The organism is Paenibacillus methanolicus (assembly GCF_008124765.1).
Taxonomy (GTDB): domain Bacteria; phylum Bacillota; class Bacilli; order Paenibacillales; family Paenibacillaceae; genus Paenibacillus_Z; species Paenibacillus_Z methanolicus.
Window position 1 is genome coordinate 147,176 of sequence record NZ_VNHS01000009.1, and the last position, 17,236, is coordinate 164,411.

Annotated in this window: 19 protein-coding genes; 15 read left to right on the plus strand and 4 right to left on the minus strand. The window is 60.4% G+C overall.

From position 1 onward, the window contains the following. Positions 1 to 65: 65 nt before the first annotated feature. Complete coding sequence (locus tag BCM02_RS23025; protein ID WP_148931483.1) at positions 66 to 1,241, minus strand: ROK family transcriptional regulator; 1,176 nt, start codon at positions 1,239 to 1,241, stop codon at positions 66 to 68. 250 nt (positions 1,242 to 1,491) lie between these two features. Here BCM02_RS23025 and xylA point away from each other — a divergent pair, with 250 nt between their 5' ends. The 6 genes from xylA (at position 1,492) to BCM02_RS23055 (ending at position 8,735) form a co-directional block, all read left to right on the plus strand. Next, positions 1,492 to 2,805 carry a xylose isomerase gene (xylA, locus tag BCM02_RS23030; protein ID WP_148931484.1) on the plus strand — a complete coding sequence of 438 codons (1,314 nt, stop codon included), beginning with the start codon at positions 1,492 to 1,494 and terminating at the stop codon, positions 2,803 to 2,805. A gap of 16 nt (positions 2,806 to 2,821) precedes the next feature. Then, on the plus strand, positions 2,822 to 4,315 hold the full coding sequence (xylB, locus tag BCM02_RS23035; protein ID WP_148931485.1) for a xylulokinase: 1,494 nt from the start codon (positions 2,822 to 2,824) through the stop codon (positions 4,313 to 4,315). A gap of 162 nt (positions 4,316 to 4,477) precedes the next feature. Then, complete coding sequence (locus BCM02_RS23040) at positions 4,478 to 6,163, plus strand: methyl-accepting chemotaxis protein (RefSeq protein ID WP_187434366.1); 1,686 nt, start codon at positions 4,478 to 4,480, stop codon at positions 6,161 to 6,163. 71 nt (positions 6,164 to 6,234) lie between these two features. Then, positions 6,235 to 6,936, plus strand: coding sequence for an ABC transporter ATP-binding protein (locus tag BCM02_RS23045; protein WP_148931487.1), 702 nt, complete (start codon positions 6,235 to 6,237; stop codon positions 6,934 to 6,936). A 22-nt stretch (positions 6,937 to 6,958) separates the two neighbouring features. After that, complete coding sequence (locus BCM02_RS23050; protein WP_187434367.1) at positions 6,959 to 8,236, plus strand: ABC transporter permease; 1,278 nt, start codon at positions 6,959 to 6,961, stop codon at positions 8,234 to 8,236. A gap of 97 nt (positions 8,237 to 8,333) precedes the next feature. Continuing rightward, the gene (locus BCM02_RS23055; RefSeq protein WP_148931489.1) at positions 8,334 to 8,735 is read left to right on the plus strand and encodes a hypothetical protein; all 402 of its coding nucleotides are present in this window, start codon (positions 8,334 to 8,336) and stop codon (positions 8,733 to 8,735) included. Between the two features lie 72 nt (positions 8,736 to 8,807). Here BCM02_RS23055 and BCM02_RS23060 read toward each other — a convergent pair whose 3' ends face one another. Both BCM02_RS23060 and BCM02_RS23065 read right to left on the minus strand, forming a co-directional pair. Continuing rightward, positions 8,808 to 9,095 carry a hypothetical protein gene (locus BCM02_RS23060; RefSeq protein ID WP_148931490.1) on the minus strand — a complete coding sequence of 96 codons (288 nt, stop codon included), beginning with the start codon at positions 9,093 to 9,095 and terminating at the stop codon, positions 8,808 to 8,810. 79 nt (positions 9,096 to 9,174) lie between these two features. Beyond that, entirely contained in the window at positions 9,175 to 10,437 is a 1,263-nt protein-coding gene (locus BCM02_RS23065) for a BaiN/RdsA family NAD(P)/FAD-dependent oxidoreductase (protein ID WP_148931491.1), read from the minus strand. Positions 10,438 to 10,616: 179 nt separating this feature from the next. Between BCM02_RS23065 and BCM02_RS23070 the strand changes: the two genes are divergently transcribed. From BCM02_RS23070 to BCM02_RS23100, 8 genes are all read left to right on the plus strand, one after another. Beyond that, positions 10,617 to 11,003 (plus strand): LytTR family transcriptional regulator DNA-binding domain-containing protein, encoded by a 387-nt coding sequence (locus BCM02_RS23070; RefSeq protein ID WP_148931492.1) that lies wholly within the window; start codon positions 10,617 to 10,619, stop codon positions 11,001 to 11,003. A gap of 29 nt (positions 11,004 to 11,032) precedes the next feature. Next, positions 11,033 to 12,694 carry a two-component system sensor histidine kinase NtrB gene (locus tag BCM02_RS23075; RefSeq protein ID WP_148931493.1) on the plus strand — a complete coding sequence of 554 codons (1,662 nt, stop codon included), beginning with the start codon at positions 11,033 to 11,035 and terminating at the stop codon, positions 12,692 to 12,694. 50 nt (positions 12,695 to 12,744) lie between these two features. After that, positions 12,745 to 12,888, plus strand: coding sequence for a hypothetical protein (locus tag BCM02_RS35400; RefSeq protein WP_187434368.1), 144 nt, complete (start codon positions 12,745 to 12,747; stop codon positions 12,886 to 12,888). A gap of 12 nt (positions 12,889 to 12,900) precedes the next feature. Next, entirely contained in the window at positions 12,901 to 13,317 is a 417-nt protein-coding gene (locus BCM02_RS23080) for a DUF3905 domain-containing protein (RefSeq protein ID WP_148931494.1), read from the plus strand. A 124-nt stretch (positions 13,318 to 13,441) separates the two neighbouring features. Next, on the plus strand, positions 13,442 to 13,876 hold the full coding sequence (locus tag BCM02_RS23085; protein WP_148931495.1) for a BrxA/BrxB family bacilliredoxin: 435 nt from the start codon (positions 13,442 to 13,444) through the stop codon (positions 13,874 to 13,876). 13 nt (positions 13,877 to 13,889) lie between these two features. After that, positions 13,890 to 14,699 (plus strand): ammonia-dependent NAD(+) synthetase, encoded by an 810-nt coding sequence (gene nadE, locus BCM02_RS23090; protein ID WP_148931496.1) that lies wholly within the window; start codon positions 13,890 to 13,892, stop codon positions 14,697 to 14,699. Between the two features lie 89 nt (positions 14,700 to 14,788). Next, entirely contained in the window at positions 14,789 to 15,196 is a 408-nt protein-coding gene (gene acpS / locus BCM02_RS23095) for a holo-ACP synthase (RefSeq protein ID WP_148931497.1), read from the plus strand. A 252-nt stretch (positions 15,197 to 15,448) separates the two neighbouring features. Further along, entirely contained in the window at positions 15,449 to 15,688 is a 240-nt protein-coding gene (locus BCM02_RS23100; protein ID WP_148931498.1) for a hypothetical protein, read from the plus strand. 119 nt (positions 15,689 to 15,807) lie between these two features. Here BCM02_RS23100 and BCM02_RS23105 read toward each other — a convergent pair whose 3' ends face one another. Continuing rightward, positions 15,808 to 16,197 carry a c-type cytochrome gene (locus tag BCM02_RS23105; RefSeq protein WP_148931499.1) on the minus strand — a complete coding sequence of 130 codons (390 nt, stop codon included), beginning with the start codon at positions 16,195 to 16,197 and terminating at the stop codon, positions 15,808 to 15,810. Between the two features lie 183 nt (positions 16,198 to 16,380). Here BCM02_RS23105 and BCM02_RS23110 point away from each other — a divergent pair, with 183 nt between their 5' ends. After that, positions 16,381 to 17,181: a helix-turn-helix domain-containing protein gene (locus BCM02_RS23110; protein ID WP_187434369.1), complete on the plus strand. Its 801-nt coding sequence runs from the start codon at positions 16,381 to 16,383 to the stop codon at positions 17,179 to 17,181. Positions 17,182 to 17,236: the final 55 nt, after the last annotated feature.

Genomic DNA, 17,236 nt, shown 5'->3' on the forward strand with positions numbered 1-17,236 from the left:
GGACAACCCCTTTGGTGCATTCCCGTAAGCCTAGCAGCCAACCTGCCGAGCGCGCGGCATTGCGATTATCCGCCCGCATGCCCGCCCTTCATCCGCGCGATGAACCCGCTGATCGCGTAATAAGCGGCGCCGCGGACAGCCGATTGATCGCGCAGGTCCGCGAACAGGATGCGCATCCGCTCGCGATGGAACGAGAGCGTCCGGGCGTTGACAGTATTCGTCAGCGCATCCTCGATCCACCGCTGGGCTCGGCTCATCCGGTTGCCGATGATGACAGCTTCCGGATTGAACACGTTGACGATGTTGGCGATGCCGATGCCGAGCGATTCGCCGATCCCGCGGAATAGACGAAGCACGTCGGCGTCGCCCGCCTCAGCGGCGCGAAGCAGGGACCCTAAGTCGGCATGGCCGAGCGCGGCGGCCTGCTCGAGCAGCGCGTTCTCCGACGCGTACAGCTCCCAGCAGCCTTGGTTGCCGCAGCGGCAAGGTTTGCCCCCGCGTTCGATGGACAGATGACCGAGCTCGCCGGAGAAGCCGGAAGCGCCTTTATACAGATCCTTGCGCAAAATGATGCCCGTGCCGATTCCGATGCCGACGCTGACGTAAATCTGATGCGCGATGCCGCGGCCGGCGCCGTATTTCTGTTCGCCCTGCGCGCCGGCGTTCGCTTCGTTGTCGATCGTGACCGGCACGCCGAAGCGTCCCGCCAGCCGGCGCTGGAGCGGCATGTCCCGCCAGCCGAGATTCGGCGCGAACAAGATGGCGCCTTCGTCATCCACGACGCCGGGGACGCCGACGCCGATGCCGACCAGGCCGTATGGGCAGTCCGGGATTTGGCTTCGGAGGCTGTCGATGCAGTCCTCTAGCTGACGGACGACGACATCCTCTTCCTTCGCGGCGACCGTCTGCTCGTGTTCGGCGACCACCGTCCCTTCAAGATCGGTCAGCACGCCTCGAATATAGTTGACGCCGAGATCAATGCCGACGGCGAAGCCGGCCCGCGCGTTGAACAGCAGGATGACCGGTTTGCGGCCGCCGCTCGACTCGCCGGGACCGGTCTCCACGATGAGGCTCGCATCGATCAGATCTTGCACGAGGCTGGATACGGTCGCTTTGTTGAGACCGGTCCGCTCCGAGATTTGCGCCCGCGAGAGCGGCGCATGCTTAAGCACCGCTTCGAGCACAATAGCGGTATTGATTTTTTTGATCATGGCGAGATCGCCGGTAGCTTTGGCTTTCATAGTAAGTAACACGCTCCATAGTTATCACGCAAGGGTGGCTAATTTCGCTCATTGTATCATAGATCGGACATACAAGAAGTGTATCACAAACTTAGTTTGTTTAATAGACAAACTAAGTTGGTTCATGCTATGCTAGGTGCAGGTCAAGGTGAAACGGCCGACGACACCTCTTAGCTGCCCGGCGCGTTTCAAAGAAAGACAGCGGTTACAAGAAGAATTCATTCTATAATCCTAAGGAGGCATTCCCATTATGTCGTACTTCAAAAACATCAACAAAATTCAATTCGAAGGCAAAGGCACGGACAATCCGTTCGCATTCCAGCGCTACAATCCGAAAGAAGTCGTGCTCGGCAAAACAATGGAAGAGCATCTTCGTTTCGCGGTAGCCTACTGGCATACGTTCACGTACGGCGGCGCGGATCCGTTCGGCGTAAGCACGTCGGTGCGCGGCTGGGATTACAGCGACGCGATGGACCAAGCGAAAGCCCGCGTCGAAGCCAACTTCGAATTTCTCGAGAAAATCGACATTCCGTTCTACGCGTTCCATGACCGCGACATCGCTCCGGAAGGCGAGACGCTGCAAGAGACGAACAAGAACCTGGACGTCATCGCGGACCTGCTGGAATCTAATATGAAAGCAACGGGCAAAAAGCTGCTCTGGAACACGGCGAACATGTTCACCAATCCGCGTTTCGTTCATGGCGCTGGCACGTCTTCCAATGCCGACGTTTATGCTTATGCCGGTGCGCAATTGAAGAAGTCGCTTGAGATCGGCAAACGTCTGGGCGCCGAGAACTATGTATTCTGGGGCGGCCGCGAAGGCTACGAGACGCTGCTGAACACCGATATGGCGCTTGAGCTCGACAACCTGGCGCGTCTCTTCCATATGGCGGTTGCGTACTCGAAGGAAATCGGCTTCGATGCTCAATTCCTTATCGAGCCGAAGCCGAAAGAGCCGACGAAGCACCAGTATGACTTCGACGCCGCGACGACGATCGCGTTCCTGCAGAAGTACGGTCTGAAAGATTACTTCAAACTCAACCTCGAAGCGAACCATGCGACGCTCGCGGGTCACACGTTCGAGCATGAGATCCGGACGGCCGCGATCAACGGCATGCTCGGCTCGCTGGACGCGAATCAAGGCGACTTGCTGCTCGGCTGGGATACCGACGAGTTCCCGACCGATCTGTACTCGACGACCCTGACAATGTTCGAAGTGCTGAAGGCGGGCGGCATCGGTCGCGGCGGCGTCAACTTCGATGCCAAAGTTCGTCGCGGTTCGTTCGAGAACGAGGATCTGTTCCTGGCGCACATCGCGGGCATGGATTCGTACGCATGGGGCCTCAAAGCCGCTGCCAAGCTGATCGAAGAGAAAGTGCTCGACAACATCGTCGACAATCGTTACCGCAGCTTCAAGGATGGCATCGGCGCGGAGATCGTCTCCGGCAAGGCGACGCTGCACACGCTGGAGCAATACGCGCTGCAGAATAACCCGATCGTGAACGATTCCGGCCGCCAAGAGCGCATCAAACTGCAGCTGAACGAAGTTATCTTCAGCGTCTAAGAGGGGGCGAACGCGCATGTCTTACGTCATCGGCATCGACCTCGGCACAAGCGCGGTGAAGGCGCTGCTCCTCGATCGGAGCGGCGCGCTCGTCGCCGAAGCGTCGCGCAGCTACCCGCTCTTCCATGAGCACGCGGGGTGGAGCGAACAACGTCCAGACGACTGGGTGGAGGCGACGATCGCCGCCCTGGCGGAACTGTCGCAAGCCCCGGGCGTTCGGCCCGAGGCGATCGAGGGAATCAGCTTCTCCGGCCAGATGCACGGCCTCGTGCTGCTGGACGCGGAGGGCAACCCGGTGCGCAATGCAATTCTATGGAACGACACCCGCACGACGCCGCAGTGCCGCGAGATCGAAAGCGTGCTCGGGGAGAAGCTGCTGCGCATTACGCGCAATCCGGCGCTCGAAGGCTTCACGCTGCCGAAGATATTGTGGGTGAAGCAGCACGAGCCCGAGTCGTTCGCGAAGTCCGTCTCGTTCGTACTGCCGAAGGATTACGTCCGCTACCGGCTGACCGGCGCGCTGCATATGGATTACTCCGATGCGGCCGGCACGCTGCTGCTGGACGTGGAAGCGAAGACGTGGAGCAGCGACATCTTGGCGGCGTTCGAGCTGCCGGACGGCTTCTGCCCGCCGCTCGCGGAATCGCATGAGTTGGTCGGCACGCTGCTGCCCGAGCCGGCGCAGTCGACGGGGCTCCCGGCGGCGACCAAGGTATTCGCCGGCGGCGCGGACAACGCATGCGGCGCGATCGGCGCGGGCATTCTGTCCGAAGGGCTGACGATGTGCAGCATCGGCACCTCCGGCGTTATTCTCTCTTATGAGCCGGATGCCAGCGCCGATTATAAGGGTAAAGTGCATCTGTTTAACCACGGCAAGGAGAACGCGTATTACGCAATGGGCGTGACGCTTGCGGCCGGCTACAGCTTGAGCTGGTTCCGCGAGACGTTCGCCAAGGGCGAAGCGTTCGACTCGCTATTGGCGGGCATCGGCGAGCTTCCGCCAGGATCGGGCGGTCTCTTGTTCGCGCCGTATTTGGTCGGCGAACGGACGCCGCACGCGGATTCGCAGATCCGGGGCAGCTTCATCGGCATCGACGGTTCGCATACACGGGCGCATTTTGCCCGCGCTATTATGGAAGGGATCACGTTCTCGCTGCATGAGTCGGTCGATATGTTCCGGACCGCCGGCAAGACGATCGACAAGATCGTCTCCATCGGAGGCGGCGCGCAAAATCCGGTGTGGCTGCAAATGCAGGCGGACATTTTCGGCGCGGACGTGGTGGCTCTCACAAGCGAGCAAGGACCGGGTCTAGGCGCGGCGATGCTCGCGGCTTACGGATGCGGCTGGTTCGCCAGCCTGGACGCGTGCGCGGAGGCGTTCGTCTCGCATGCGGCCGTCTATCATCCGCAGCCGGAATCGTCGGCGCAATACGCCGGATTGTTCCGTCTCTATCAACAGATCTATGCCAGCACGCGCGATATCAATCATGCGTTGGGGCAGTACCGCTAACGTTTGTCAAGCCTCAACACCGCTTTGGGAACAGGGAAAACTTCCTGCCTCCGAAGCGGTTTTCTTTTTGTCCGAAACTCTAATCTCTGCGAGTCACTCTGTCGATATTCTCCCTATGAGATGAACAAGTCGCAACTAGATGGGAGCAGGAGGAGACTCATAATGAAGCGGATTAATATGAAAATGAAGGTCGGAACGAAGATTTCGCTGTCCTTCGTCGTCGTGATCGGACTCATGGGTACGATGGCGTACAGCGCGTATGACAGCAGCCAGAACACGGAAGATCAGATGATCCTGTTCGCGAATAACCGGGTGCAGGCCGTGGAGAGCGTGCACGAGATGAAATACGGTCTCGAGCGCCTGCAGGCGATCGGGATGATGGCCGCTACCGCCAAGGACGACTCGCAGGCGAAGCAGCTGATGGAAGAGCGCGGCGAGATGTTTGCCTGGATGGGCGAGCAGATCGAAACGTATAAGAAATACGCGATCGGCGATAATGAAATCGAACTCATCGGCCAAATCGAAGAGACGTATAAAAAGCTCGCGGAGATAGCGGCAAGCGGCACGTCGATCTCCGTTGAGGATAGCATGTCCCATTACAAAGCTTATCAGGAGATTATTCAACAGCTCGACGACGAGAACGGCACGAACACCGAAGCGATGCTCGCGGATGCGGTCGCCAGCTCGGATGACGGTCAAGTATCCACGATGGTGTTCGGCGGGATCGCGGTAGCCGTGGCGATTATCGTCGTGCTTATCTTGACGCGCAACTTGATCCGTCCGCTGCGCATCGTGCGCGACCGGATGCTCGAAGTCGGCGACGGCATGCTGACATCGGAGCCGCTGCAGCTCAAGCGCGCCGACGAATTCGGCGAGCTGGCGGAAGCCGCGGACAAGATGGTCGCGAACCTTCGTAATATCGTCCTGAAAACCGCCGATTATTCCAGCGAGCTGGCCGTCGCGGCAAGCATGCTGTCCGAGAGCGCGGAAGGCACGAACAAGTCCGCGGCCGGCATCAAGGATACGATCGGCCAAGCGGCGGCGGGCGCCGAGCAGCAAGGGCACAGCGCGGGCGAGACGGCGCGCGCGATGGAAGAGATGTCGCTGGGCGTGCAGCGCGTGGCGGAATCCGCGGGCGACGTCAGCGACAAGTCGACCGAGGCGAAGCAGGACGCCGAGCAAGGCCAGCGTTCGATCGTCAATGCCGGCGACCGCATGGACGCGGTCATCGCGGCGACCGACCACCTCTCTCAGCTGATCAAGCATCTGGAAGAGCGCAACGACCAAATCGGCAGCTTGGTCGATCAAATTAATAACATTGCCCGTCAGACCGGCGTCCTGGCGTTGAACGCGGGCATCGAGGCGGCGCGCGCGGGCGAGCATGGACGCGGATTCGCGGTCGTCGCGGGCGAAGTTCGCCAGCTGGCGGCGCAGTCGCAGACGGCGGCGACGTCGATCGTCGAAGTGATCGGCGAGATTCAACAGAGCACGAAAGCGGCAAGCGAAGCGATGGACAAGGAGCTTGGCGAAGTGAACGAGGCGAATCGCGCCGTGAAGCTCGCGGGCGCGCAATTCGCGAAGATCGTCAAGTCCGTGCAAGAGATGGGCGCGCAAGTCGAAGAGACGCTGGCGGTCGCGGAAGAGATGTCGGCCAGCTCGCAGGAGGTCAGCGCGTCGGTGAACGAGCAGGCTTCAATCGCGACGCAGCTGTCCCGTTCCTTCAAGTCCGTCACGGACCGCGCCGAGGCGCAGGTGTCCTCGATGACGCAGATCAGCGCGTACACGCAAGAGCTGACGCGCATCGCGAAGGAACTGCAGGCGACGGTTCAGCGTTTCCAACTGAAATAAGGAAAATTCCGGAACTTAATAGGCGCCGTCCTCGTTTAAGAATTATCTTGAACGATAGGGCGGGGATCGCGATGAACGTATTAACAGTAAACATCGCGGAGGCGGGCTACGAGCAAGATAAGCCTGTCATCCGCGATGTTTCTTTTTATGTTGGGGCAGGGGAACTGGTCGGATTGATCGGACCCAACGGGGCGGGCAAAAGCACGACGGTAAAGGCGCTCCTCGGCCTGCTGCGCAACGTGAAGGGGGATGTGGCGTTCGGCGGCGGAGAACGCCGCTGCGCTTACGTCCCGGAGCAGCCGGTGCTGTACGAATACATGACGCTGTGGGAGCACATGCAGCTGGCGGCCAGCGTGCACGAATTAGACGATCGCGTATTTCGAGAGCGAGCAGGCGAGCTGCTGCGTTTGTTCCGTATGGAGCAGGACCGCGACAGGCTGCCGACCGGGTTCTCCAAGGGCATGCAGCAGAAAATGATGCTTATTATCGGGTTTATGCCGAAGCCCAATCTTTACGTCGTCGACGAGCCGTTCGTCGGCTTGGACCCGCGCGCGACGAAGGACTTCTTGACGCTGCTGAACGAGGAGCGGAAGCGGGGGGCCGGCGTGCTGATGAGCACGCACGTATTGGATACCGCCGAGCGCATAAGCGACAGATTCGTGCTCATTAACGACGGCACGGTCGTCGCGGGCGGGACGCTTGCGGACGTGCGGGAGCAGGCGAGGTGCGGCGCGGATGCGCCGCTGTTCGACTGCTTCTATGCGCTTACGTAATCCGGAGAGGGGAGAGAAACGCATGACGTCTTCCGGTAATAATTCCGCGGCCCGCGCATGGACGATCCGGCGGCTGTTCCGCAAAAGAGTGGCGCGATTTTGGAAGGAGCAACGGCAGGTGTGGGGAACCGTCGTCGATTGGGTCGTGCTCTGTTACTTGCTGTTCCCTGCGCTGATCGGAGGCGTGGTATATGCGGGGTGGTGGGCGGACCCGCCGGCATGGATGGCCTCCGCGCCGCTCTGGGCCGCCCAGCTGCCGCCGATGCTGCTGGCGGTCGGCGCAAGATTCAGGACGTTCGCGGAAGACGCGGACATGCTGTTCCTGGTGCAGCGCGGCGAGTGGCGGCGCGGTCTGCTCCTGTACGGGTTCGCTTATACGGCAGCAGGATTGGCGGTGCCCGGATTATTGATCTACGCGCTCCTGCTGCCGGTTCTGATGGGCGTGCACGGCATGCAGCTGTCCCATGTTGCGCTGCTGCTGGCGGCCGCTTGGTCGGTATCGCTTGCAGGCGCGGTGTGGCGCAATCGCATCCACGGGCGGTTCCGCGGATGGAGGAAGGAAGCTTGCATCGGGGCCGTGAACGTGATGCTTATCTTGGCGCTGCTGCTCCCTTCCTTATTGTCAGCCGGCGCGCAGGCCGCTGCTTGGCTGGGTTGCGCGCTCGCAGGCGTTGGGGCCGCGCTCCTCTTGCTTCGCGGCAAACTAAGGCAAGACGGCGACTTCGCTTCCGACGTGCGGCTCGAGCATCTGGCAAGGCTCTCCGGCACGGCCTTGCTCGTACGCGACGTCGTGCAGCGCAAGCCGCTCATTCGTCTCGACAAGCCGCTAGTCTTCCGGCGCTCGCAGCGGCTGTTCCGATCGGGCGCGCCTTCGGTCGTGCTGGCGGAGAGCGCGCTCAAATCGTTCCTGCGTCAGTGGCTCATGATTCGTTACTGGATCAGCTTTCTGAGTCTGGGCCTCTTCGCCGTCAGCCAGTCTCCTCTATTCGCGCAGATTGCGCTGGCACTGGGGATTCCGCTGCTCGTCAACATGATGATTCAGAACCATATCTTGAATTTCGCGGGCGAAGCCTTCGTCCGGCAGTTCCGCTGGGAGGACGGCAACCTCCGCAAGGCAGGCGAGCGGCTGCGGCTATGGCTCGTGGCGCCGATCGCGCTCATGCTTGGCGCGGTCGCCGGCTATGATGCTTTCGGATTCCTCGGCTTGATGGCCGGCACTCTCCTTTCCGCGGCGTATCTATGGTTCGTCAATAATTTGACGTCTGCTTTCGGGCGGCTGCGGGCGACGCGGAGCGATTGAGCTCCAAGACGATCATGCATCGTTTGCCCTTGCGCGGGTACATTAAGGGAGATCGAGCAAGGCAAGGGACACCCACGCGGAAAGGAATTAGGTTCGCATGCAGCATGATACCGCTTTGTTGTTTCAATTCCCCGACGAGGCGATGGCCGCGATGGCGGCCGATACGTTGTCGGAGCTAGGCTACGAGCCGGACGTGAGCGGCGGGAGAGAGGTCCATATCCATCTCCACGGAAGCGATCTGACGTCCGCGCTCGAGATCGCGCAATCGCATGGCGGCGTCATGTGCGGCCAATCCAGGCTGGACGAGAACGCGATCACGGCGAGCGCTTATAGTCTCGACGCGATCACGATTCCGGCGCACCTCGTGAACGAGGATCTGATCGCCCGCGAGGAGTCGGAGATGGGACTGCGCAACCATGACGAGGACGCGGCCGACCCCGACGCGTTCACGCCGGATCCGGGCACGTACGATCATTTCTCGGGCGACGTGCATACGTAATCGAATTGCCGGCATAGATGCAAAACCCCGGAGAGGCGGATGCCTTCCGGGGTTTTGCTGCTGTTTAAGGAGCTATTTGCGTCTGACCGCGCGACGGCCCTTGGATTTGGATTTCGTCTTTGCTTTCTCGCCGGCCACGGTCGCGTGGCCGCCATGATGGTGGTGCGTACAGTCCTCTTCGCGCTCGACGACTTGGACGACCTTCTCATAGACCGGCACGCAGTGATGGCGGTTTACGACCTCCACAATCTGCACGACTTGGACGCGCTGAGGGTGAAAAAAGTCGCGAACGACGCGGATTGGCGGGTCATAGATCGTCTCGGTCGGACATAACGGATCGCAATGGCGATGGTCACACATCAAGCAGGGCTCCCTTCCATTTGGATTACTATACGATATGTAATCCCCATGGACAACGCTTGTGCGGCCGCCTTGATGGCTATTGGCGGAGCCGCGCCGCATGCAGGCCGGCCGCGTATCCGGTCGAGAACGCGGCGGTAATGTTATACCCGCCGGTGTATCCGTGGATGTCGAGCACTTCGCCGCAGAAGTACAGTCCATGCATCAGCTTGGAGCCCATCGTCTTCGGATCGATTTCCTTCAGATTCACGCCGCCGCCGGTCACGAACGCATCTTCGATCGACAGCGTGCCGTATGCGCGAAGCGGGAAGGCTTTGGCCAGTTTGGCCAGCTCCAACCACTGCTGCTTCGGAATATTGTCGTACGTGACCTGCTCGTCCAGACCGGACTGGGCGAGCAGGAGCGGTACGAGACGCTCGGGCAGATAGCTCTTGAGGACGTTCTTGACGGCTTTCTTCGACTCCGCTTGCGTAAGCGCGAGCGTCTCCTTGTAGATCTCGTCCGCGCTCTTGTCCGGCAGCAGATCGATCGTCATGTTGACGTTGCCGGTGCCGAATTGCTTGAGCGCCTTGACGACGAACTGGCTGCAGCGCAGCGCCGTCGGTCCGGATAGGCCGAAGTGGGTGAAAATCATGTCGCCGCGGTGCTCGATGATCCGCTTGCCCTTCGGATTCCAGACGGAGAGTCCGATATCCCGCAGCGACAGCCCTTGCAGCTCCTTCGTCTGGATGAACGGCTCGTTCGACGTAATCGGCACTTCCGTCGGGAACAGCTCCGTAATCGTGTGGCCGGCCTGCTCGGCCCACGCGTAGCCGTCGCCGGTCGAGCCGGTGTGCGGCACCGACTTGCCGCCCGAGGCGACGATGACGGCGGGGCTTGCGAACGTCTCGCCGCTCTTCAGCCGAACGCCCCGCACTTCGCCGCCTTGGTACAGCACTTCCTTCACCGGCGCGTTGACCTTAATCTGGACGCCTAGTTTGCGGACTTGGCCGATCAGCGCGTCGACGACGGTCTTCGCCCGGTCGGAGACGGGGAACATCCTCCCGTTGTCTTCTTCCTTGAGCGCGATGCCCAGCTTCTCGAAGAACGCGATAATCTCTTTATTGCCGAAGGCGTTCAGCGCGCTATGCAGAAACCTCCCGTTGCCGGGTATATGGCGGATCAGCTCGTCCAGCTCTTTGTTATTCGTCACGTTGCATCTGCCGCCGCCGGAGATGCCGAGCTTGCGCCCCAGCTTGTCCCCTTTGTCCAGCAGCAGGACGCGCGAGCCGCGGGCGCCCGCCGATACGGCGGCCATCAGCCCGGCCGAACCGCCTCCGATGATGATTACGTCATAGTCCATTTTGCTCACCTGCTTGTTTGAAATCCTACTCATCATACTATCCGGATTCGCTAGCGTCCACTCTTCTTAAACTTGAATAATTGTATTTATTTGTATGCCGATAGGTTGTATAGTAGGGGCATGGAGCAGCGGCGCGGCAGAGCGTCCATCCAACCGCCAATACGCATGGAGTGCAGGTCATGATGATGATTCCCGTTACGCGCGACCGGAACAACGAATCGCCGGTCGTCCTGCTGGAAGCGGCCGATATTCTGTATATCGAATCCGCGAACGGCGCGCTCGTTTTCCATACGTTGACTGATACCTTCTACCCCCTTGCCCCCTCGCTTACAACGTATGTCAAGCATCTTCAGTCTTATGGATTTCACAAGCTGGACCGGATCAACCTCGTCAACAAGCACCACATCGCCCGATACGACCACGAGCAAGGCAAAGTATTCTTCCAATCCCCCGGCGGCTCGCTCGGCAAGTCCACGACGGTCGCCTACATTCGGCGGGGACGGCTTCGGCACGAAATCGAACGTTGGATCGAACGCAACACGCATGGAATGGATGGGCCATACTGAACGTTTCGGAGGGAGAGACCTGATCTGACGTGTGGAAGCAAACCCTGTTGCAAATGATCGCAGCCGCGGTGCCTTACTTCGCCTTTCAAGTCTGGCATGACCGGGCAGCTACGCGAATAAGCAAACCGTTCTACCTGGCATTGTTCTCGATTTGCTCCCTGATCATCGGTTTCGTCGTCTGCGCGTCGGATAACCGGCTGGATATGGGCTTCATGTTCATTCCCTTGTTTATCGGCTCGCTCTATGGCGGTTATGGGGCAATGGCCGTCCTCGGGTCCGTATATGCGGCCGCAAGATTGCTGCATGACGGGTTAGCCGCGTGGTCGTTGCTGGAGCTCGCGGGCGTGACGGCGCTTGTTATGCCGCTGTTGTTCCATTGGATCGGACCGGAGTTCCAGGCCATGGACAGGCGCCGCAAGCAGCTTGTCCTCTTCGCTTTGATGACGGGGGTCATCTTCGTTCATCTCACGGTGTTCGCCTTGTATCCGGACGAAGCGGGGCTTTCGTTCCGGGCGCTTGCGGATTTGCAAGGGTGGACGTATATCTTCCTTTATTATGCAACCGCTTTCGTGGTCGTCTATCTAATCGAGAATTATATGGATCGGCTGCGGCTGAACGAAAATTTGTCGCAATGGATGACGCAGTACCGCATCGAGGCGCAGAAGCTCAAGCAGTTCGTCGAGGAGCACCCCTTCGGCGTTATTTTCGCGGAACGCGGCGGCGTCATCTCCCACTTGAACGAGCGGGCGCGGACGATGCTCCGGGCGGGGGAGACGGAAGACGAGCTGCTCGGCAAGCCCTATTCGATGCTTGGCGGTTATGCGGCGGGACGCGTGATGACCAAGCTGCTGGAGCAGGCGCTGGCCGGCCATGCGAGCGCAACCGAATACGCGCGGGAGCAGAGCAAAATTTACGCCTGCATGGGCATCAGCATCCGGGATCCCCGCGGCAGCGGCGTGATCGGCGCGGCCGTGCTTGCCCAGGACGTGACCGAGCTCAGTCTACTGCAGGGCGAAGCGGAGCGGATGGAGCGGCTCAGCCTGGTCGGACAAATGGCTGCCAGCATCACGCACGAAATCCGCAATCCGATGGCGGTCATACGCGGCTTCATCCAGCTGATGCGGGAGCGGAGTCCGGAGAATCAAAGGGAATACTTCCGCATCGTGATGGACGAGCTCGACCGGGCGAACGGCATCATCAACGACTTTCTCTCCATGGCCCAAACGCGGTTGAGCGAACGGTCCCCCGCGTCGCTGCACGATCTGATCGACGATCTGCTGCCGCTGCTGATGGCCGACGCCAACATGAGAGGGCTTACGATCGAGCTGGAGCTGGCGGACGAGATGCCGCTCTTGCTGCTGAACGCCAAGGAAATCAAGCAGCTCATCCTCAATTTGTGCCGCAACGGCCTGGAGGCGATGGAGGAGCGGAAGGGGACGCTGCGAATCCGCACGCGCGCGATGCCCGCCCATGTCGAACTGCAGGTAGCCGACGACGGACACGGCATACCGCGCGAGCGGTTGGAGCGGCTGTTCGAGCCGTTCTTCACGACGAAGACGCAAGGGACGGGCCTTGGGCTTGCGATGTGCCTCGGCATCGCCGAGCGGCATGGCGGCACGATCCGGGTCGAATCCGAACCCGGCGCCGGCACGACGTTCACGGTGCGCTTCGATCGGAGCGCGGGCGGATAGTTCCTCCTCGCGGCGCGCATAATAGCCGTTGGAAGGGGGTGCCAACCACCATGGCAAACAACGACAAGTCCCGCGCGCCGCAAGGCGCCGGCAGCGACGCGGCCGGCGCGGCATCGCAGCGCGGCCAGCAGAAACAGCCGGAACAAGAAGGGTACGACAAGAAGCTGGACGGCCCGAACCAGCCAGCCGAGTAAGGCGGGGATCGCATGACGGAAGAACCGAGACGGAAGACGGCCGCAACCGCGGCAGCCGAGGCCGATGAGAAGCCGTTTGCGGGCGGCGACGATCCGGCGCTCGATCCGTTCGAGATCAATTTCCGCTCCGAATTCAAGGAAGGCCGCGGACCGCGCGCGCCGTTCACGAATTCGCACGGCGTCGTCATCGGCGACCATGATTACGAGTCGGCGAACTCGCCGCTCGAACAGTGGACGGCGGACACCGACCCGGCCGTCATGGCCGGGGACGAGTGGGTGCACCCGTACAAGGACATCGGGTTCCTGACGGACGAGAACCGGGATTATTTCGAGCGGGGCATCGCGCCGGCGGCCGGCATTTTCATGCATCCGGACAAGAATGCGAGCTACGCCGCCGCGGAGGCGGACGAGCCGAGCGAAGCGGAATAACCGCTTCGCCGCGGCGCCACCATGAAGCAATCGGAGCGATGCGCGCCGGTTGCTTTTTCTTTGCTTTCATTTTAGACGGGCGGTATAATGGGTAATAAATGATTGTGATGAGGAGTGGTATTCTATGTCAATGTCGTTCGAAAGATATATGCTGGATATGGTGCAACCGATGAGAGACGATCTGACGCGTCTTGGGATCGAGGAGCTGCGCACGCCGGAGGATGTCGAGGCGAAGCTGCCGGACGCCAAGGGAACCGCTCTTGTCGTCGTCAACTCCGTATGCGGCTGCGCGGCCGGCCAATGCCGTCCGGGCGTGGCGCAAGCGCTCGAACACGATATTACGCCTGATCACTTGTACACCGTCTTCGCCGGTCAAGATAAGGAAGCAACGGCCAAAGCGCGCGAATATTTCGCTCCGTACCCGCCTTCGTCCCCATCGATCGCGCTTCTGAAAGACGGCGAACTCGTTCACTTTATCGAGCGCCACCAAATCGAGAACCGTTCGGCCGCCGACATCGCCGCAGATCTGACGTCTGCGTTCGACCGTTTCTGCCGTTAAGAGGTGACTTTGGATGAGCATGCAGCAGGAGATCATTGAACGTCTCGGCGTGAAGCCCGAGATCGATCCGGACCAGGAGATTCGCAAGCGCGTCGACTTCTTGAAGGATTACGTCCGCAAATCGGGCACGACCGGCCTCTTGATCGCGATCAGCGGCGGGATCGATAGCGCGGTCGCGACCGGCCTGTGCAAGAAAGCGACTGACGAGCTCTCCGAAGAGACCGGCAAGGAGTACATTACGCTCGGCGTGTTCCAGCCGTATGGCGAGCAGGTCGATATCTCCGACAGCTACGCGGTCGCCGAAGCGTTCAACCTGACGCACAAGGTCGAGACCAATATCCAGGAGGCGGTCGACGAGATCGCGCTGGAAGTGGAGCACAGCCTGAAGTCGATCGGCATCTCCCGCCACATCAGCCGCGGCGGCAAGGGCAACGTGAAGGCCCGCACGCGGATGGTGACGCAGTACGCGCTGGCATTCGAGCTCAACCTGCTCGTCGTCGGCACCGACCACGCTTCGGAAGCCATCACCGGCTTCTACACGAAGTGGGGCGACGGCGCGGTCGACATTACGCCGCTCAGCACGCTGAACAAACGTCAAGTGCGTCAGCTCGCCGCCAATCTGGGCGTGCCGCAGAGCGTCCTCGACAAAGCGCCGACCGCCGGCCTTTGGGAAGGTCAGACGGACGAAGCGGAACTGGGCATTACGTATGACGACAACAGCGCATACCTCGAAGGCAAGGAAGTGGGCGATGCGGCCCGCGAGAAGCTGGAGAAGCAATATGTGAAGACCGCTCATAAGCGCGAACCGATTCCGGGCATCTAACCGGCATCGGCGAGAGGGAAGACGGCCGGCCGGTTGGCCGGGGCTTCCCTCTTTTTGCGTAGAGAGGCGGCTGAAGGAGGCGGACGAGCATGATCATCGGCATCGGGCACGATATGGCGTCGCTGACGCGGATCGCGTCCATTCTGGACGGAGAGATCGGCGAGAAGTTTCTGCGGCGGATCTTGACGCCGGGCGAACGGGATACCCTCGCGGGGTTCGGCGGCCTGCGCCGGACGGAATACGCGGCAGGGCGGTTCGCGGCCAAGGAGGCGTTATCGAAGGCGCTCGGCTGCGGCATCGGCGGCGAGCTGTCGTTCCAGGACATGGAGATCGGCCGGGACGCGTCGGGCAAGCCATGCGCGACGCTCAGCGCGGCGGCGTGGGGCCGGCTGGGCAAGGATGCCGCGCGGACGCGCATTCACGTGACGATTACGCACGAGCAGCCTTTCGCATCGGCCTTCGTCGTTGTCGAAGAGGTTAAAGAGTCGGTAAATTAGGCGTTTGCCCGCCATTTTCTGAAAATACAAGCATATATAAGTGTTACGTATATCTATCGTCTTGTATTTCAATAGCTGAATGCTGCATGCCCAATCTTCGGATTGTGAACGCAAACCAATCAGCTCCCGGAATGAAACTTGCGTCGCCGTTAAAAGACGGCGTATCCGTTTCACCTTGTTTGGTTTTGTCACCAAACGCACATAATGTGAATACACCATTATGTATGCAATCAGGGAGAGGAGATGGAACAAGTGCCTAATGTTTTGACGATGCAAGAGTCTCGGGCGAAGTGGACGTTCATCAGCGGTCAGGAGGTAACTTACGACGGCATGTACACGAACGTGTGGGGAAGCAAGCTGCCGCTCATGCAGGGGGACCGTTTCCCGATGCATCCGCAGATGGGAGCCTGTCGCTGGACGTATTCCGGACCGCTGTCCTCGGGACTGCCGAAAGACGGGCGCAGCGCGAAGCGTCGTGATGATTATCGATAATTCGGATTGGAAACCAAAAGAGGATCTGCCCCCGCGCAGCTTGCCGTCGATCATACGGTAAGGCGCGTTGGCGGATCCTCTTTATTTTCGCTGCTTGCGATCGGCGGCGCGAAGCCGCGCTACTTGTGTCCGGCAAGCCAAGACGCAAGCGCCTTGATTTCCTCCTCGGTCAGCCGCTCGGCGAACGCGGGCATCGCGCCGGAACCGGATTTGATCTGAGCTTCGATCTCGGCTTCGGACATGCGGCTGCCGACTTCGGCCAAGTTCGTGACGGCGCCCATGCGGCCCTGCAGTTCGGCGCCGTGGCAGTTGACGCAGTTGTTCCGGTAGAGCGTCAGCGTCTCGGCGGGGCCGGTTAGTTCGGCGGAGGCCGCCCCTCCTTGGCCGCCCGAACCGCCGCCGCAGCCGGATGCGAGCAGCAGCGCCGCGGCGGCGGTTGCGGCAAGGGACAGGCGGGCAATCGGACGGGCGAGCGGGCGAAGGCGGGACGGATGGTTGCGGTCATTCATGGTAGGTGCTCCTTTCGAAAGCGGACGATAGACACAGTGCCAATTAGTAACATGTCCTTTTTATCCGATACGGCTTATAATAGTAGGTGGTATATAGATTTCGAGATAGTGGGAGTTTACATGAATTCTACCTATAAGACCATATTACAAAATAATTTTCATCGCTTTCAAGCTGATGTGTCTATGGCTACTATTTCGCAGATGCATACCGGATTCCACCGCGACGATACGCCGGATTATTATCGGCTCTGGTATGTGCGAAGCGGGATGGGATGGCTAATTCTGGACGGCGTATCGTATACGCTCGAACCTGGATATATGTACATGATTCCGGCCGGTCTATCGCAGCAGTTCGGCAACGACGGCGCGGAGCCGTGCGAGGTCTATTGGTGCCACTTCCGCCCGTCGGCGGGCACGCTGCCGCTCGATGAATTCCCGGTTGCGGTGGCGCCGTTCGAGCAAGCGGAGGCGGAGCAGGATTTCGCGCGTCTCGTGCAGGCGTTCGGATCGGAGCTGTTCACCCGGGAGCTGCGCGTGCGCGCGGCGTTCCTCGATTTGGTGGCGGCCTATCTGGAAGTATGCGACTTCTGCCAGACGACGCCGCTGCACGACCATGAGCTGATGGGGAAGCTGGAGCCGGTGCTCGCGTACATCGATAGTCATTTGGCATCGAACATCGGCGTGTACGATTTGGCGAAACTGGCGTTTCTGCATCCGAATTATTTCATTGGGTATTTCAAGTCCGTCACCGGATGTTCGCCGATTCAGTACGTGAACAACCGCAGGCTGGAGGAAGCGCGCCGGCTGCTCCAGGATACGGATGTGCGCGTGGCGGAGGTGGCGCGGGCGGTCGGGATGCAAAATCACTACTTGTCCCGCCTGTTCCGCCAGCACTATGGACTGACGCCGAGCCGTTACCGGCAAATCGCTCAACAGCAGAGAAGCAAAATCGGCGAGGAAGAGAAGAGCGAGGTGGAAGGATGACGGAGCGGACGAAGGCGATAGCCGAGGTGTCGGAGCCAGGCGAGAAGGCGGCGCG

Excerpts from the sequence above, each read along its gene's own strand:
- xylB (WP_148931485.1), top strand. The coding sequence starts at position 2,822 with ATGTCTTACGTCATCGGCATCGACCTCGGCACAAGCGCGGTGAAGGCG.
- BCM02_RS23045 (WP_148931487.1), top strand. The coding sequence starts at position 6,235 with ATGAACGTATTAACAGTAAACATCGCGGAGGCGGGCTACGAGCAAGAT.
- nadE (WP_148931496.1), top strand. The coding sequence starts at position 13,890 with ATGAGCATGCAGCAGGAGATCATTGAACGTCTCGGCGTGAAGCCCGAG.
- BCM02_RS23040 (WP_187434366.1), top strand. The coding sequence starts at position 4,478 with ATGAAGCGGATTAATATGAAAATGAAGGTCGGAACGAAGATTTCGCTG.
- BCM02_RS23060 (WP_148931490.1), bottom strand. The coding sequence starts at position 9,095 with ATGTGTGACCATCGCCATTGCGATCCGTTATGTCCGACCGAGACGATC.
- BCM02_RS35400 (WP_187434368.1), top strand. The coding sequence starts at position 12,745 with ATGGCAAACAACGACAAGTCCCGCGCGCCGCAAGGCGCCGGCAGCGAC.
- BCM02_RS23110 (WP_187434369.1), top strand. The coding sequence starts at position 16,381 with ATGGCTACTATTTCGCAGATGCATACCGGATTCCACCGCGACGATACG.
- BCM02_RS23050 (WP_187434367.1), top strand. The coding sequence starts at position 6,959 with ATGACGTCTTCCGGTAATAATTCCGCGGCCCGCGCATGGACGATCCGG.
- BCM02_RS23105 (WP_148931499.1), bottom strand. The coding sequence starts at position 16,197 with ATGAATGACCGCAACCATCCGTCCCGCCTTCGCCCGCTCGCCCGTCCG.
- xylA (WP_148931484.1), top strand. The coding sequence starts at position 1,492 with ATGTCGTACTTCAAAAACATCAACAAAATTCAATTCGAAGGCAAAGGC.
- BCM02_RS23055 (WP_148931489.1), top strand. The coding sequence starts at position 8,334 with ATGCAGCATGATACCGCTTTGTTGTTTCAATTCCCCGACGAGGCGATG.
- BCM02_RS23085 (WP_148931495.1), top strand. The coding sequence starts at position 13,442 with ATGTCAATGTCGTTCGAAAGATATATGCTGGATATGGTGCAACCGATG.
- acpS (WP_148931497.1), top strand. The coding sequence starts at position 14,789 with ATGATCATCGGCATCGGGCACGATATGGCGTCGCTGACGCGGATCGCG.
- BCM02_RS23070 (WP_148931492.1), top strand. The coding sequence starts at position 10,617 with ATGATGATGATTCCCGTTACGCGCGACCGGAACAACGAATCGCCGGTC.
- BCM02_RS23065 (WP_148931491.1), bottom strand. The coding sequence starts at position 10,437 with ATGGACTATGACGTAATCATCATCGGAGGCGGTTCGGCCGGGCTGATG.
- BCM02_RS23025 (WP_148931483.1), bottom strand. The coding sequence starts at position 1,241 with ATGAAAGCCAAAGCTACCGGCGATCTCGCCATGATCAAAAAAATCAAT.
- BCM02_RS23080 (WP_148931494.1), top strand. The coding sequence starts at position 12,901 with ATGACGGAAGAACCGAGACGGAAGACGGCCGCAACCGCGGCAGCCGAG.